The sequence below is a fragment of the Brevundimonas vancanneytii genome (assembly GCF_901421975.1).
Taxonomy (GTDB): Bacteria; Pseudomonadota; Alphaproteobacteria; order Caulobacterales; family Caulobacteraceae; genus Brevundimonas; species Brevundimonas diminuta.
This window is the reverse complement of sequence record NZ_LR588407.1, coordinates 2403126-2419259: the sequence shown is the minus strand read 5'-3', so window position 1 is coordinate 2419259 and position 16134 is coordinate 2403126. Positions and strand designations below refer to the sequence as shown.

Annotated in this window: 13 protein-coding genes; 9 read left to right on the top strand and 4 right to left on the bottom strand. The window is 70.1% G+C overall.

The annotated features are described in order from the left end of the window. The first annotated feature begins 1 nt into the window (after position 1). The 6 genes from FGL25_RS11990 (at position 2) to FGL25_RS11965 (ending at position 6670) form a co-directional block, all read left to right on the top strand. Positions 2–1438: a sensor histidine kinase gene (locus tag FGL25_RS11990; protein ID WP_138141789.1), complete on the top strand. Its 1437-nt coding sequence runs from the start codon at positions 2–4 to the stop codon at positions 1436–1438. Continuing rightward, positions 1435–4320 carry a bifunctional [glutamine synthetase] adenylyltransferase/[glutamine synthetase]-adenylyl-L-tyrosine phosphorylase gene (locus FGL25_RS11985; RefSeq protein WP_138141788.1) on the top strand — a complete coding sequence of 962 codons (2886 nt, stop codon included), beginning with the start codon at positions 1435–1437 and terminating at the stop codon, positions 4318–4320. Before FGL25_RS11990 ends, FGL25_RS11985 begins: the two co-directional genes overlap by 4 nt. A 67-nt stretch (positions 4321–4387) precedes the next feature. Then, complete coding sequence (locus FGL25_RS11980) at positions 4388–5017, top strand: EF-hand domain-containing protein (RefSeq protein WP_167493342.1); 630 nt, start codon at positions 4388–4390, stop codon at positions 5015–5017. Between the two features lie 62 nt (positions 5018–5079). Then, entirely contained in the window at positions 5080–5712 is a 633-nt protein-coding gene (locus FGL25_RS11975; RefSeq protein ID WP_076223494.1) for an RNA polymerase sigma factor, read from the top strand. A 2-nt stretch (positions 5713–5714) separates the two neighbouring features. After that, the gene (locus FGL25_RS11970; RefSeq protein ID WP_232463925.1) at positions 5715–6140 is read left to right on the top strand and encodes a hypothetical protein; all 426 of its coding nucleotides are present in this window, start codon (positions 5715–5717) and stop codon (positions 6138–6140) included. Beyond that, positions 6137–6670, top strand: coding sequence for a periplasmic heavy metal sensor (locus tag FGL25_RS11965; protein ID WP_138141786.1), 534 nt, complete (start codon positions 6137–6139; stop codon positions 6668–6670). Before FGL25_RS11970 ends, FGL25_RS11965 begins: the two co-directional genes overlap by 4 nt. Positions 6671–6676: 6 nt before the next feature. Here the strand turns inward: FGL25_RS11965 and FGL25_RS11960 are convergent, their stop codons facing one another. The 4 genes from FGL25_RS11960 to FGL25_RS11945 all read right to left on the bottom strand — a co-directional run bounded on the left by FGL25_RS11960 (position 6677) and on the right by FGL25_RS11945 (position 12108). Then, positions 6677–9061, bottom strand: coding sequence for a cache domain-containing sensor histidine kinase (locus FGL25_RS11960; RefSeq protein ID WP_138141785.1), 2385 nt, complete (start codon positions 9059–9061; stop codon positions 6677–6679). Positions 9062–9137: 76 nt separating this feature from the next. Then, a complete protein-coding gene (locus FGL25_RS11955; protein WP_138141784.1) occupies positions 9138–9713 on the bottom strand; it encodes a hypothetical protein in 576 nt (191 codons plus the stop codon). An 86-nt stretch (positions 9714–9799) separates the two neighbouring features. Next, a complete protein-coding gene (locus tag FGL25_RS11950) occupies positions 9800–10210 on the bottom strand; it encodes a CBS domain-containing protein (RefSeq protein WP_046651853.1) in 411 nt (136 codons plus the stop codon). 83 nt (positions 10211–10293) lie between these two features. After that, a complete protein-coding gene (locus FGL25_RS11945) occupies positions 10294–12108 on the bottom strand; it encodes a vWA domain-containing protein (RefSeq protein WP_252970157.1) in 1815 nt (604 codons plus the stop codon). Between the two features lie 181 nt (positions 12109–12289). Here FGL25_RS11945 and FGL25_RS11940 point away from each other — a divergent pair, with 181 nt between their 5' ends. The 3 genes from FGL25_RS11940 (at position 12290) to FGL25_RS11930 (ending at position 16127) form a co-directional block, all read left to right on the top strand. After that, positions 12290–14155, top strand: coding sequence for a monovalent cation:proton antiporter-2 (CPA2) family protein (locus FGL25_RS11940; RefSeq protein WP_138141782.1), 1866 nt, complete (start codon positions 12290–12292; stop codon positions 14153–14155). Positions 14156–14161: 6 nt separating this feature from the next. After that, positions 14162–15487 (top strand): nicotinate phosphoribosyltransferase, encoded by a 1326-nt coding sequence (locus FGL25_RS11935; RefSeq protein ID WP_252970156.1) that lies wholly within the window; start codon positions 14162–14164, stop codon positions 15485–15487. Positions 15488–15554: 67 nt separating this feature from the next. Continuing rightward, positions 15555–16127 (top strand): NADPH-dependent FMN reductase, encoded by a 573-nt coding sequence (locus FGL25_RS11930; protein ID WP_003163623.1) that lies wholly within the window; start codon positions 15555–15557, stop codon positions 16125–16127. Positions 16128–16134 lie beyond the last annotated feature (7 nt).

Below are 16134 nucleotides of genomic sequence, written 5' to 3'. Positions count from 1 at the left end.
CATGAAACTGCCCTCGCTCTTTCGACGGACGCCCTTTCGGCTGACGCTGCTGTTTCTCGCGCTGTTCGTGGCGACGGCCAGCGCGGTGCTGGCCTATGTCTATTTCGCCTCGGCGTCAGAGGCGCGGGCGCGGGCGGAGGCCAGCGTCAAGGCTGAGGTCGAGGGGCTGACCGCCGTCTATCGCACACGAGGGCGCGATGCGTTGAACCAGGTGCTGGTCGAACGCACGCTGAAGGGCGGGCCCTACCTCTATCTGTTGATGGCGCCGGACCGCTCGGTCATCACCGGCAATGTCTCGGAATCGCCGCTGGACCCGCCCAAGGCGGACGCGCCGCCGTCGACTGCGCGCTGGGACGACTTCCGCCTGACCGACACGGATGAGGACGGGCGTGTGCGTCGTCGCGGCGCTATCGGCGTGGAAACGACCTTGTCCGGCGGCGAGCATCTGTTCGTGGGCGAGGACATCGGCGACATCGAGGCCTATCTGGCGCGGCTGACCCAAGCCCTGTGGGGGGCGATGGTCATGGTGCTTGTGCTGGGCGTCGGCGGCGGGCTGTGGATCAGCCGGGGCGTTGAACGCGCCATGGCCGGTCTGAACCGCGTGGTGGCGGCGGTGCAGGAGGGCGACCTGAAGACGCGCGTTCCGATCCGCCATTCCGGCGACGAGCTGGACGAACTGGCCGAGGGGCTGAACGGGATGCTGGACCGGCTGGAGGGCTCGATGGCCTCGATCCGCCATGCCGGGGACGCCATCGCCCATGACCTGCGGACTCCGCTGAACCGGATGAAGGCCAAGATGGAGGTCGCCCTGATCGACGCCGAGGCGGGGCGAACGTCCGGCGTGGACGCCCTGGGCGTGGCGCTGGACGAGGCGGACGCGTTGCTCAAGACCTTCAACACCGTCCTGGCCATCGCCCGTCTGCAGGCGGGCGGGGCGCCCGATCCCAAGGTGTTCGACGCCGCCGACCTGGCCGCCGACATGGCCGAGCTGTACGAACCGGCGGGCGAGGACAAGGGGCTGGAGTTCGCCGCCGAGATCGAGAAGGGGCTGATGATCGAGGGCAACCAGCCCTTCCTGGCCCAGGCGCTCGCCAATCTGATCGACAACGCCATCAAATATACGCCGGAGGGCGGGGCGGTGACGTTCCGGGCGCGGCGGCGCTCGTCGGGCGACGTGGAGTTTTCCGTGACTGACAACGGGCCGGGCGTGCCGGACGAGGATCGCGAGCGCGTGCTGCAACGCTTCGTACGCCTGGACAACAGCCGCACCGAGCCGGGTTCGGGCCTTGGCCTGTCGCTGGTGACAGCGGTGGCCGAGGCGCACGGCGGTCGCATCCAGCTGGACGAGGGGCCGGGCGTCTATGACGGACGCGGGCCGGGCCTGCGCGTGGCCCTGATCCTGCCAGCCGCGACGCGGGCGCTTGAGGCTGAGGCGTGAGCGAAGCTCTGGCGAACCGGTTGCAGCCGTGCGGTCCCGTGCGCGACGCCGAGGCGGCGGCGCGCCTGCATGAACGGCTGGCCGAGGCGGCGGACGCCGACGGCTGGCGCGCGACGCTGGATGCGGCCTGGGCGGCGCTGGAGCCGGTCTTCGCCGCCTCGCCCTATCTGGCGGGCTTGGCGCGGCGCTGGCCGGATCGGCTGCGGCTGACGCTGGACGCCGATCCCGAAGCGCGACTGGCGGAGATTCTGGCGGCTGCTGACGCCCTAACCGCCGCGCCGGACGAGGCCAAGGCGCCGCTGCGCCGGCTGAAGGCCGAACTGCACCTGCTGACGGCCTTGTGCGATCTGGGCGGCGTCTGGAATCTGGATCAGGTGACGGGCGCCCTGTCGCGGTTCGCCGATGCGGCGGCGCGGGCGGCGCTGCGGATTACGGCCGACGACTGGCGCAGGCGCGGTCGGCTGATCTCGGCGCCCGACGATCCGCGCGGGCCGGTGCCGGGCCTGTTTGTCCTGGCCATGGGCAAGGGCGGGGCGTTCGAGCTGAACTATTCCTCGGACATCGATCTGTCGCTGTTCTACGAGCCGGAGGCGCTGCAGAGCGCCCTGGTCGAGGGCGTGGAGATGCAGGGCTTCGCCAACCGTCTGGCCCAGGGGCTGACGGCCCTGCTGGCCGAGCGCACGGCGGACGGCTACGTCTTCCGCGTCGATCTGCGGCTGCGGCCCGATCCGTCCTCGACCCCGCCCGCAGTCGCGGCGCCGATGGCGCTGGCCTACTATGAATCCGTCGGCCAGAACTGGGAGCGGGCGGCCTTCATCAAGGCCCGCGTCTGCGCCGGGGATGCGGCCGAGGGCGCCGCCTTCCTGAAGGCGCTGGTCCCCTACATCTGGCGGCGCAGCCTAGATTATCAGGCCGTGCTCGACATCCAGTCGATCAAGAAGCAGATCCACGTTCACAAGACCGGCGAGGGACTGGAGGCGGCGGGCGCCAATCTGAAGCTGGGCCGGGGCGGCATCCGCGAGATCGAGTTCTACGTCCAGACCCAGCAGCTGATCCTGGGCGGACGCGACCGGACCTTGCGCTCGCCGCGCACCCTGGAGGCGCTGGACGCCCTGACCGCCGCCGGCCACGTCGCGCCCGAGGCGCGCGACGAACTGCGCGCCGCCTATGTCGAGCTGCGCGCGCTGGAGCATCGGGCGCAGATGCTGGCGGACGAACAGACGCACATCCTGCCCGTCGATCCCGAACGCCGCGCCGATGTGGCGGCTCTGGCGGGGCAGGGAGATCTGGCCGCCTTCGATGCGGGGATTGAGCGCCTGCTGGTGCAGGTCAACGCCCGCTATGGCGAACTGTTCGAGGGCGGCGAAGACCTGTCCTCGCCCTACGGCAGCCTAGTGTTCACGGGAGTGGAGAACGACCCCGGCACGCTGGAGACCCTGGCCCGCATGGGCTTTTCCGAGCCCGCCACGGTGTCCGACACGATCCGCAGCTGGCACCACGGCCGCATTCAGGCGACGCGCACGGCGCGGGGACGCGAGCTGTTCACCCGCCTGGCGCCGCAACTGCTGACGGCGGTGGCCAGGACGGGGGCGCCGGACGCGGCCTTCCGCCGGTTCGCCGTCTTCTTTTCGGGCCTCAGCGCCGGGGTGCAGGTGCAGGCCCTGTTCCTGAATCAGCCCAAGCTGTTCGACCTGGTGGTCGGGGTCATGGCCTTCGCGCCGCGACTGGCGCGGGCGCTGGGACGTCAGCCGCAGGCTCTGGACGGGGTGCTGGACGCGCGCTTCATGACGGCCCTGGGCACCGACACCGGCTTGGCCGATCAGGTGGTGCGCGAGGCGCATGAGGCCGGCGATTTCGAAGGGGCCATGAACGCCGTGCGCCGCCTGCACCGCGAACAGACCTTCCGTATCGGCATGCATGTCGTCACCGGCCGGACCACGGCCGAGCAGGCCGGGCTGACCTACACCTCCCTGGCCGACGCCTGCATGAAGGGGCTGGCCCCGGCGGCCCTGTCCGAGGCTGAGCGGATGGGCGGGGCCTTCGACGGCGCGGTCGCCGTGGTGGCCCTGGGCAAGGCCGGATCGCGTGAGATGACGGCGGGGTCGGACCTGGACCTGATGACCGTCTATGCGGCGCCGCCCGAGGCGGTGTCCGCCGGGCGCGGCTGGAGCGCCGAGACCTTCTACGGCCGTTTCACCCAGCGGTTCATCGCCGCCCTGTCGGCCCATACGGCCGAAGGCGGCTTGTATGAGGTCGATATGCGCTTGCGTCCGACCGGCTCGAAGGGGCCGGTGTCGGTGCGGCTGGAGGCGCTGGAGGCCTACTACGCCGAAGAGGCCGAGACCTGGGAGTTCATGGCTCTGACGCGCGCGCGGCTGGTCTGGGCCAGCGACGAGGCGTTCGGGGCGCGGGTCGAGGCGGCGCTGGAGGCGGCGCTGCGGCGGCCGCGGCCCGGCGTCGACATCGCCGGGGACGTGCGGGCCATGCGCGATCTGATGGACCGAGAGCGGCGGCCCAAGGGCTTCTGGGATCTGAAGCTGTCGGCGGGCGGCCAGGTCGACGCCGAGTTCGCAGCCCAGTATCGCCAGCTGACGGCGGCGCAGGTCGGAGCCCCTTTGACCGTTTCGACGCTGGAGGCTTTGGCCGACGATCCGATCCTGGCGGACGCCTGGCGCACGCATCAACAGCTGGGCCAGTTGATGGCCTGCGCCTTCGACGGCGGGGGCGACCCGGATCAGGAGCCGTTCGGCTTCCAGATGCGGCTGGCCCGAACGGTCGGGGCGCCGGATTTCGACACGCTGAAGGCCCGGTTGATCGACCTGAGACTGCGCGCGCGGCGGGCCTTTGAAGCGATGCTGCCCGCTTTGCGCGACGGAATCTGATCCGGGCGTCGTTTCATCTTTCGACAGGATCGCTTCTCGGCCTTCGGGCCAGATGGAGAACATCGACATGAAAAAGAGTTTCAGCGGCATGGCCGTCCTTGCTTCGGCTCTCGCCGTCAGCGGCGCAGCCATGGCCCAGGCGCCGGCTCGGACTCAGACGCCGGACGCTCGTCCGCACCACGCGCAGATGGCCGAACCCGTCAGCAAGGCGGACTTCGTGCAGCGCCGGGTCGAGCGCCTGCGCGCGGCGGACGCCAATAGCGATGGTCAGGTGACGGCCGAGGAGATGCGGACCTATGCCCAGGCGCGCCGCGCCGAGCGACGGGCCGCGCGCTTCGACCGGCTGGATGCGAACAACGACGGCGTGCTGGACCGTGAGGAGTTCAACACGCCGCGTGCGCGCGGCGAGCGCGGCGAGGGCATGGGCGGGCGTCATGGCGGCGGCCGCAATCATCGGGACGCGAACATGCGCGGCATGGCGCGAGGCGGAGAAAGCCGTTTCCCTATCGTCATCGCTGACGTTGAACGCCGGGCGAATGAGGCTTTTGCGCGTATGGACGCCAACAGCGACGGCGTGCTGACGCAGGACGAACGCCGCGCCGCCATGCGCGCCAATCGAGGCGACATGCGCCAGAGGCACGAACAGCGTCGCGCGCGCACGCCGGCGGCGTCGCCTTCGGCGCCTGCTTCGGAGTAGGGTGATGGCGGGGAAGACGGCTCGTCCGTCCGCCCTTTCTGGATTGAGCCGAAGAGGCTGGATTGGCGACAACCGTCGACCCCGACGAGGATCTGGTGCGCCGTGTGGGCGAAGGCGACCCTGCGGCCATTCAGGCCATGGTGGCGCGCAAGCTGCCGCGCATGTTGTCGCTCGCCCGGCGGATGCTGGGCGACGCGGCGGAGGCTGAGGACGTGGCTCAGGAAGCGATGCTCAGAGCCTGGAGACAGGCGCCGCGCTGGACCCCCGGCCAGGCGCGGTTCGACACCTGGCTGCACCGGGTGGGCCTGAACCTGTGCTATGATCGGCTGCGACGTCGGCGCGAGATCGCGACGGATGTGTTGCCGGACGGCGTCGACGACGGCCCGGCGCCGGACCGGGGCCTGCTGGCGGCCGAGACGGGCGCGCGGGTCGAGGCGGCCCTGGCGCGTCTGCCGGAACGGCAGCGCGAAGCCATCGTCCTCTGTCACTATCAGGAGCTGGGCAATATCGAAGCCGCCGCCCTGATGGAGATCAGCGTCGAAGCGCTGGAAAGCCTGTTGTCGCGGGGCCGACGCGCCTTGCGGACCGCCCTGGCGGACATCGCGCCGCATTCTGGCGTCGCGCGGGATGGGCGACAGGGCATGCGAGGGCGCGCCGCGGAGCGCGCCGAACGACTGTGGCGGGGGACGAGATGACGATGATGACTCCAGAACGCTTTGAGCACCTGGCCGACGCCTATGGCGGCGACCTGCGCCGCTGGCCCGAGACCGAACGCGAGGCGGCGCGCGCCCTGGCGGCGGCGGACCTTCAGGCGGCGGCTCTGCTGCATGAGGCGGACGGCCTGGACGCCCTGCTGGACGCGGCGCCGCGCGTGGCGGCGTCCCACGCCCTGCGCGAACGGGTGATCGCGGCGGCGGTCGGCGCGGGCCTGGGTCGTCGTCGACGCGCAGGGATCGGCGTCATGGCCTGGCTGTCGGGCGCCGGCTGGGCGGCGGCGGCCTGCGCCGGCGCGGTCTTCGGCGTAGTCCTGACCGGCCAGATGACGGCGGACATCCGCGCAGACACCGTGCTGTACCAGGCCAGCCTGAGCAGCGCGGACGACACGGAGGTTCTGGGCGGATGAACGGAAGAGGCCTGAAGATCGCCCTGGCGGCGTCGGTCGCCCTGAATATCTTCGCCGTGGCGGGCGCGGGCGCGGCCTGGATGGCGGCCAAGCGGGTCAAGGAAGCCACCGCCGAGGCGCGTCAGCCGGGCCGCAGCGAGCCTGTCTGGGCGGTGGTCGAGGCCCGCCCGCCCGCCGTGCGCGACCAGATCAAGCGCGAGATGCGCGCCACGGCTCTGGAGGCCCGCCCTGACTTCGAGGAGGCGCGCGCCGCCCGCCGCGAAGCGATCGCCCTGACCCGCTCGGATCAGTTCGACCCCGTGGCGGTCGCCGCCCTGCTGGAACGATCGCGCGCGTCCGAAATGCGCGGTCGGGCGCGGCTGGAATCGGGAGCGGTGGAGACCTTGAACCGCCTCAATCCGGCTGATCGCGCCGCCCTGGCGCCGATCCTGTCGCGCCATAAGTCCCGGTCGAAGGAGTCGTCGAAGTGCGCGGCCTCGACGGGGAAGACGGCGGCCAAGTCGTCGACGGCGTCTGAACCGGCGGCCTGATAGGCCCTACGCCGCGCGGGCCTGAACCCGCTGGGCCGGAGCGCCGACGGGGGCCACGGCGCCCTCGGGCGCGCGGGTCGGCAGGTCGAACCAGACGGTGGTGCCGCGCCCCGGTTCGCTCTCGATCGTCATGGCGCCGCCGTGCAGTTCGATCAGCGACTTGGTCAGGGCCAGGCCCAGACCCGTCCCTTGCGTCGACTTGGAATGCTGACCCTCGACCTGTTCGAACGGCTGGGCCAGCCGCTCCAGATCCTTGGCGGCGATGCCGATGCCGGTGTCCACGACCGAGACGCGCACGGTCGCGGCGTCGCGCGGCGCGACCTTCACCGATACGGCGCCGCCCTCGGGCGTGAACTTCACCGCATTGGAGATCAGGTTCAGCAGCACCTGCTTCAGGCCGCGCTGATCGGCCTCGATATGCAGATCCTCGGGGCAGTCCAGCGTCAGGGCCAGTTGCGCCTCCTGGGCCTTGCCGCGCATCAGCCGCACCGCTTCGGCGCACAGAACGTCCAGCGCCATCGGCTCATAGTGCAGGGTCAGCTTGCCCGCCTCGATCTTGGCCATGTCGAGGATGTCGTTGATCAGGCTGAGCAGATGCTGGCCTGAGCCGTGGATGTCGGCGGCGTAGCCCTTGTAGCGACGGTCGCCCAGGGGACCGAACATCTCGGCGGCCATGATCTCAGAGAAGCCGTTGATGGCGTTCAGCGGGGTCCGCAGCTCATGGCTCATATTGGCCAGGAACTCGGACTTGGCCTGGTTGGCGGCTTCGGCGCGGGTCATGGCGACCTCATATTTGCGCGCCAGCAGGGCCAGGTTCGCCTGGCTGGCCTCCAGTTCCGCCACCATGGCGCGCAGCTCGTCGGCGGCGCGGCGGCGCTCGGCCTCCTGGCGGCGGATGACGGTGATGTCGGCGCAGATCACCACCGTGCCGCCGTCGCCGGTGAAGCGCTCGGCCATCTGCAGCCAGCGGCCGTCCTTCAGCTCGACCTCGCGCACCCCGGCGCGGCCCCCGGCGGAAGGGTGCTCGGCCTTGATCGCCTCGGCGGCGATGCGGTTCAGCTCGTCCTTCTGGGCGCCGGGCCGCACCACGCCCTTGGGAAAGGCGAAGGCGTCCTGGAAACCCTGGTTCCACAGGATCAGCAGCCCGCGCCGGTCGAACAGGACGAAGGCGTCGGACACGCTTTCGATGGCGTCGCGCAGGCGGCTCTCGGCGGCCTGGGCCTGGGCCTTGGTGCGACGCGCCTCGGTGACGTCCAGCGCCACTCCCATCAGGCTGTCATAGCCGCCGTCGCGTTGCGGCTGGCGCGACTGGCCGCGCGCGTCGATCCAACGCACGCCGCCGTTGCTCAGCGGCACCGGGAAGGCGGCCTCGAACACGCCGTCGGCCATGGCCTTGTCCAGGGCCTCGATCATCAGCTGGCGATAGCGCGGGTGGACCCGCTCGATCATGGCCTGGGTGGTCAGGGTGGTTCCCGTCTCCACCTCCAGCAGGGCGGCCATATAGTCGGACAGGGTCGCCTCGCCCCTGGCCAGATCCCATTCCCACACGCCGCAGCGGGCGGCCTCGACCGCGACGCGGAAGCGCCGTTCGGTGTCGGCCCAGCGTCGGCTGGCTCGCATCTGACGCCAGTTCTGCACTGCGATCACCACCAGCATCAGCACCACCAGCAGCAAGGGCGCCGCCAGCATCCAGGCGTCGTCCAGCCAGGCGGCGAAGGCGTCGGGCCGGGGCAGGCTCGCCACGACCGACAGGCCGGTGTCGCCGATCGGGGCGACGGCGGCGGTCCGGGGGCGGCCGTCCGGCCCCTTGGCCGCCTGATCCGGCGTCGCCGGCGCCTGACCCGACGGCAGGACGCTGAGACCGGCCTGCGCCAGCGTCGGCTTCAGGTTCGGCAGGGGCGTGCGGGCGACCAGGATATGACCGCCCGGCGTCGTCCGGCGCGTGGTCAGGCCGTCCTCCCCGATCGACAGGCCCGCAGCCGCGTCCGGACCCAGGCGGGCGCCGCGCGCCGCCAGGGCGCGGCCGTTTGCGTCGGCGATCAGGAAGGCGGCCTCGGGGTCTTCCAGCCGGGCGCTGTCCAGCGCCTGCACCGGCTGGCTGGGCGTCTGGGTCAGAACGCGGGCGGCGGCGTCCAGGGCGCGATCGGTCTGGGCGGAGCGGGCCTCGACCTGGGCGGCGGCGAGCCGAGCCTCAAGCGTCAGGGTCTCCTGGCGGGCGGCCTCGACTTCACGGCTGGGACGGCTGTGCTCGCGGGCGAACAGCATGACATAGGCTGCCAGCGCCAGCGCCACAGCGAGCGCAAGGATGCGGACCCAGGGCGCAGAGCGCGCGGCCTGATGGTCCGTGGCCCGACGGCCCGGCCCGTAACTGCGGCGCTCGGTGCCCCGCAAGGGCGACCCTCCTGTGACGATTCAGCCGGGAATCTAGGCTGCGTCGCGGAATCCGTCGAGGGGGGGATTAAGGTCGTTAAGCCTCGGCTTCGGCGCCGTCGCCGGGCTGGATGGGCGCAGGCGGCGGGGCGGCGATCTCGGTCATGCGGCGCAGGATGGCCTGGGCCTTGCGGGCCAGGCGCTGGGTCTCGGGCGGGGCGTCGTCCGGGGCCTCGGCGACCGAGGCCATCAACTCGCGCGCCAGGTCCATCAGCTCCGGCGCGCCCGCGATCAGGCGAGCCTGGAACTCGACGCGCTGCGGGTCGCGGTCGTATTCGGCGCCGGGCACGCGCCAGCCGCCCCAGTCGGCCTTGTCGGTGACGACGACGGGATAGCTGCCGGGGAAGGGGTGATGGGCGCAGTCGGCCGGATCCTGCCACTTGTTGCGCGCGCGCAGGATGCGCCAGTCGCCCAGGGCGCCGGCGGCGGGATTGTCCGAGGGAACCTGAAGCTCGGCGGCTGCGAATTCCCGGCCCAGCCCCACATCGTAGGTGATGCGGACCGGCTCGTTGAAGCCCTTGGCCCAGACAGGATTGACCTTCTCGATCTGGGCCCAGACGCCGACGCTCTCGACCCAGACCTTCTGGCCTTTCTGGAACTGGGCGCGCGCCATTCCGAACTTCCCCTGCTGAAAGAAGGGAATGATGCGGCCCCGGCCGTTATCGTCGGGTTCCGCGACGTGGTTAGCGGCGGTTAACCCTAGGGGCGGGAGATTTCTTCCAGCGCCTCGCCGGCGTAGCGTTCCTTGACCCGCGTCGAGAGGTCTCCCAGCGAGACGACGCCGACCAGACGGCCGTCCTTGTCGACCACCGGCAGGCGGCGGATCTGGCGCGAGGACATGAGATCCAGCGCGACCTTCAGGTCGTCGTCGGCCCGCACCACCAGGGCGTCGCGCGACAGGACGTCCAGCACCCTCGCCTCCGGCCCGGCGCCCGAGGCGACGGCGCGCACCACGATGTCGCGGTCGGTCAGGGCGCCGATCAGCCGGTCGCCGTCAGCCACGGGGATGAAGCCGAAATCGCCCGCCGCCATGCGTCCAGCGACGTTCTGAAGGGTGTCTTCGGGGCGGGCGACCTGCACGTCCTTGCTCATCACGTCGCGAATCTTCATGGCCATCTCCCTTGGCGCGGCCGTTGCGGCCTGGCCTTAAGGAACCCGCGCCGCCGGTCGCGGTTCCGGCGGCGCGGGGACGCTCAGGGTTCCCGACGTTCCGGCAGGCTCTGGGCGGCGCGGACCAACTGGACGAACTCGGCCCGCTCGCCGTAGGGATCGTCGCCGCGCGCGCCCTGGGCCAGATCCAGCACCCGATCCCAGCCGTAGTCGGGCGCCATCCACGGATCGCCGCGCAGCTTCTGACCGAAGGCGGCGACGGCCAGGGCCCACCGCGTGGCCTCGGGCGGAGCGTCGGTGCGCGAACGGTCGGTCAGCGGCTGCTGGATCAGCTCGGAACGCTGCTGGCCGGGCTGTTTGTAGCGCACCTGGATGAAGCCCAATTCGCCGTTCGGATCGCCGCCGCCGGTTGAGATGCGGTTGTCGGCATAGCGGCGCTCGGGAATCTGGGTCGGCCCGCCGACGGGCGTGATCTCATACAAGGCCGTGACGGAAGCGCCCGAGCCGACCTCGCCCGCGTCGACGGCGTCGTTGCTGAAGTCCTCTTCGTTCAGCAGGCGGGTTTCATAGCCGATCAGCCGCCATTCGGCGACGCGCGCCGGATTGAACTCGACCTGGATCTTCACGTCGTCGGCGATGGGAAAGGCGCCACGGTCGAACATCGGCCCGAACAGGCGGCGCGCTTCTTTCAGGTCGTCGACATAGGCGGCCGTTCCGTTGCCCGCCTGGGCGATCGCCTGCATCCGGGCGTCCTGATAATTGCCGCGTCCGAAGCCGTAGACGGACAGGTAAATCCCCGTCTTGCGCTTGTCGGCGACGTAGTCTTCCAGCCGCTTGTCGTCGGTGACGCCGACGTTGAAGTCGCCGTCGGTGAACATCAGGATGCGGTTGACCTTGTTCCGGCCGAAGCTGGCCTGGGCCTGGTCATAGGCGTTGGTCATGCCGGTGGCCCCGGCCGTGCCGCCCGAAGCCCGCAAGGAGGCGACCGCGCAGCGCAGCTTCAGCTTCTGCGTCCCGGCGGTGGGGGCCAGCGTCGTGCCGGCGCCCTCGGCGTAATAGGCCACGGCGACGCGATCCTGGGGCCGCAGGCGGTCGATGATCAGGTTCATCGACTGCTTGGCCAGATCCAGCTTGTCCGGGCTGTTCATCGAACCGGACACGTCGACCAGGAAGGTCAGGTTCAGCGGGCGGCGCTGGTTCTCGGGCAACTCATAACCCTGAAGGCCCACATGAACGATCCGGCGACCTTCGGACCACGGCGAGGCCGTGGTGGTCGCCGTGACGGCGAAGGGCCGCGCGGCCGAGGTCGGGCGGGCGTAGTCGTAGTCGAAATAGTTGATCATCTCCTCGACCCGCACGGCGTCGCGCGGCGGAGCCCTGCCGTTGTCGATGAAGCGACGGACGTTGGCGTAGGCGGCGGTGTCCACGTCGATGGAGAAGGTCGAGACCGGCTGATCCGCCGTGCGCTTGACCGCATTGGGCGTGGCGTCGGGATAGCGTTCGGTGTCGACGGGACGCGGCGGCAGGGGAGGGCCGGGGGGATAGGGACCGATGCGCGACCCGCTGACGACCACGTCGTTCACGGTGGCGGGCGGGGCGGCGTATTCGACTCGGTCTTCCTTCTTGGTCGCTTCGATCGACAGGGTGACGGGCGGAGGCGGTGCGGGATGGGGCGGCCGTGATCGCAGGACGGGCGGCCGCACATGGGACGGCGGCGACAGATCGAAGCCGAGTTCGCGACAGGCGGCCGGGCTGGGCGTTCCGTCCTGAACCACGGGCGGCGGAGCGGGCGCGGCGCCGACCGGGGCGGCGGTCATGAGGGCGGCGACGGCGACCAGCGTCAGGCTCGCCGGGCGACGCTGAAATCCGGCGGCGCGGCGCCGTGGATGCTGGGGCATTGTTCGGTCTCCTCCAACCCTGTCGCGACCATGAAGAATGACGATGTTCGGCGGAACTAAGGCGAAGGTTCTTCGCGAAGTCGCATCACCGTCGCCCTGTGGCGCAGAGGTTGTGGTGATGAAGCCCTCGCTATTGAGGTCTTTCGCCCCCACTATGAAGGCTCAAGCACAAGGGTGAGCGATGGCCGAGGCTGCGACGGGACTGGAACTGGGCCATGTGGCGGCCCTGCTGGCGGCGGGCGTGGTGGCCGTGCCGATCTTCCGCAAGCTGGGGTTGGGCTCGGTGCTCGGCTATCTGGCGGCGGGCGTCGCCATCGGTCCTTTCGGCCTGGCCCTGTTCCGTGAGCCGCAGACCATCCTGCACGTCGCCGAGTTCGGCGTGGTCATCTTCCTGTTCATCATCGGTCTGGAGATGCGGCCCAAGCGGCTGTGGGGGATGCGCAGGGAGATCTTCGGCCTGGGGTCGGCCCAGGTCGGTCTGGCGGGCCTGGCCCTGACGCTGGCGGCTATGGCGGCGGGCGTGTCGGCGCCGGTGGCCTTCGTCGGGGCCATGGGCTTCGTAATGTCCTCGACCGCCGTCATCGTGCAGATGCTGGAAGAGCGCGGCGACCTGCCGACGCCCAGCGGCCAGCGGGCCGTGTCCATCCTGCTGTTCGAGGATCTGGCCATCGTGCCCCTGCTGGCCATCGTCGCCCTGCTGGGCGCGTCGATGGGCCATTCGGCCGAGAGCACGACGCCCCTGTGGCAGTCGATCAGCCTGGCGCTGGCGGCCCTGGCGGGCGTGCTGGCGGTGGGGATCTACGCCATCAATCCGGTGTTCCGCTTCCTGGCCCGCAACGGCGGGCGCGAGGTGATGACGGCCGCCGCCCTGCTGGTGGTGGCGGGCACGGCCTGGATCATGGACGGGGTCGGCCTGTCGATGGCCATGGGCGCCTTCCTGGCCGGGGTGCTGCTGTCCGACTCGACCTTCCGGCATCAGCTGGAAGCGGACGTCGAGCCGTTCCGCGCCATTCTGCTGGGCCTGTTCTTCCTGTCGGTCGGCATGGCGCTGGACATCGGCGTGGTGATCAACGACTGGCGCATCGTCGTGGCCGGCCTAGCGGCCTTCATGGTGGTCAAGGCCCTGGTCATCTATGTCGTCGCCCGCCTGTTCAAGGCGCGTCACCATGAGGCGATCGAGCGCGCGGCCCTGTTCGCGCAAGGGGGCGAGTTCGCCTTCGTCCTGTATAGCGCCGCCGCTACGGCGGGGGTGATAGACGCCCAGGCGAGCGCGGCCCTGACGGCCATCGTCATCCTGTCGATGGCGCTGACGCCGCTGACGACCCTGGCGTTGAAGCGCTTCCTGCCTAAGGAGGCGGGCCTGTCGCCGGAAGACGCCGAGGGCGTGGACGCCGCCGACGGCCTGCGCGGCCAGGTGCTGATCATCGGCTTCGGCCGTTTCGCCCAGGTGGTGTCGCAGCCGCTGCTGGCGCGCGACGTGGACGTGTCGATCATCGAGAACGATGTGGAGATGATCCAGGCGGCCGGCAACTTCGGCTTCAAGGTCTACTACGGCGACGGCACGCGCCTCGACACGCTTCGGGCCTCGGGCGCGGGCAAGGCCGAGGCGGTGCTGGTCTGCGTCGACAAGCCGGAGGCCGCCGACAAGATCGTGCAACTGGTCAAGTCCGAGTTCCCCGGCGTGAAGCTGATGGTGCGGGCCTTCGATCGCGGCCATTCGTTGCGTCTGATCCAGGCGGGGGTCGATTATCAGGTGCGCGAGACCTTTGAGTCCGCCCTCCGGTTCGGCCAGGCCGTTCTGGAGGAGCTGGGCCTGCCGGAAGACGAGATCGCCGACGTCATCGCCGACGTGCGCCGTCGCGACGAGGCGCGCCTGGACCTGGACCTGACCGGCGGGCTGAAGGCCGGGGCCGCCCTGATGCGCGGCAATATGCCGACGCCGCAGCCGACGCCCTACATCAAGCCGCACCGCGAAGGGCGTCTGGTCAATGAGGACGAGGCTCCGCCCGAGGCTGTCATCGAGCCGGCTGCACAGAAGGCGGACTGATCCGGCATGGCGAGCATCGACCTAGCCAAGCGGGCCTATGACCACGGCTGGCGCCTGGACCCCATCGTCCGCAGCCTGCTGGACACCGACTTCTACAAGCTGCTGATGCTGCAACTGATCTGGCGCCGGTTCCGCGACGCGCCCGTGACCTTCTCGGTCATCAACCGCACGACTTCGGTGCGGCTGGCCGAGGAAGTGGACGAGGCCGAACTGCGCGCTCAACTGGACCATGCCCGGTCCCTGCGCTTCACCAATCGCGAGCTGATCTGGCTGGGCGGCAACACCTTCTACGGCGTGAAGTCGATCTTCAGCCCGGACTTCCTGGCCTGGCTGGCTGACTATCGCCTGCCGGACTACGACCTGTCGCGCGGCGCCGACGGCCAGTTCAGGCTCGAGTTCTCGGGAAGCTGGGCCGACGTCACCCTGTGGGAAATTCCCGCCCTGTCGATCCTGAACGAGCTGCGTAGCCGCCGGGCCCTGCGCCGCATGGGCCGCTTCGAACTGGACATTCTCTATTCACGCGCCAAGACCAAGCTGTGGAGCAAGATCGAGCGGCTGCGACAGCTGGAGCCGTTGGCACTGTCGGACTTCGGCACGCGCCGTCGCCACGGCTTCCTGTGGCAGGGCTGGTGCGTCGAGGCGCTGAAGGAGGGGCTGGGCGGCGCCTTCATCGGCACCTCCAACGTGCTGCTGGCCATGAACAACGACCTTGAGGCCATCGGCACCAACGGTCACGAACTGCCCATGGTGCTGGCCGCCATGGCGGGCGAGGACAAGGCGGCCCTGCGCGCCGCGCCCTATCGGGTGCTGGAGGAATGGCGGGCGGCCTATGACGGCAATCTGCTGATCGCCCTGCCGGACGCCTTCGGCACGCAAGCCTTCCTCGACGACGCGCCCGACTGGCTGGCCGACTGGAAGGGTTTCCGTCCCGATTCCGCCCCGCCGATCGAGGGCGGCGAGATCATCATGAAGTGGTGGGCGTCCAAGGGCCGCGACCCGCGCGAGCGCCTGCTGGTCCTGGCTGACGGGCTGGACGTGGACGGCATCGAGGCGGCCCACGCCCACTTCAAGGGCCGGGTGCGCACCAGCTTCGGCTGGGGCACCAATCTGACCAACGACTTCCGCGACTGCGCTCCGGTCGAGGCGCCGGGAACTGCTGCCCCTGTCGCTGGTCTGCAAGGTGACGCAGGCGGCGGGTCGCCCGGCGGTGAAACTGTCGGACAACGTCGAAAAGGCCACCGGCGACCGGGCCGAGATCGAACGCTATCTGCGGGTGTTCGGCGAGGCGGGCCGGGGACGTCAGGCCGTGCGTGTCTGATACGGAACCGCTAAGCTTGGTTGGACATTTGGCTATCAGCGGCGCCGGGCGCCGCCCATAATTTCAGCGGGACACGCTTCCATGACCACCTACAACGTCGGCTACATCATCGGCAGCCTGGCCAAGGGCTCGATCAACCGCAAGCTGGCCAAGGCTCTGGTCAAGCTGGCGCCGGACAAGCTGAACATGAGCGAGATCAGCTTCGCCGACCTGCCGCTCTATTCCTACGACTACGACGCCGACTATCCGGCCGTGGCCCAGGATTTCAAGGCGGCGATCAAGCGCTCTGACGCCATCCTGATCGTCACGCCGGAGTATAATCGCTCTGTTCCCGGCGGCTTGAAGAACGCCCTGGACTGGGCCAGCCGTCCCTACGGGACCAATGTCTTCAAGAACAAGCCGACGGCGGTGATCGGCGCCTCGCCCGGCGCCATCGGCACGGCGGTGGGGCAACAAACCCTGCGCCCCATCCTCGGCTTTCTTCAGGCCCCGCAGATGAATGCGGTCGAGGCCTATATCCAGTTCAAACCGGACCTGATCGACGACGACGGAAACGTCAGCGTCCCCGGCACCGAGCAGTTCCTGCGCGACTATATGGAAGCCTTCCATCAGCACATGGCGCGGGTGCTGACCGTCCTGCCGCGCGACGCCTGAGGCGGCG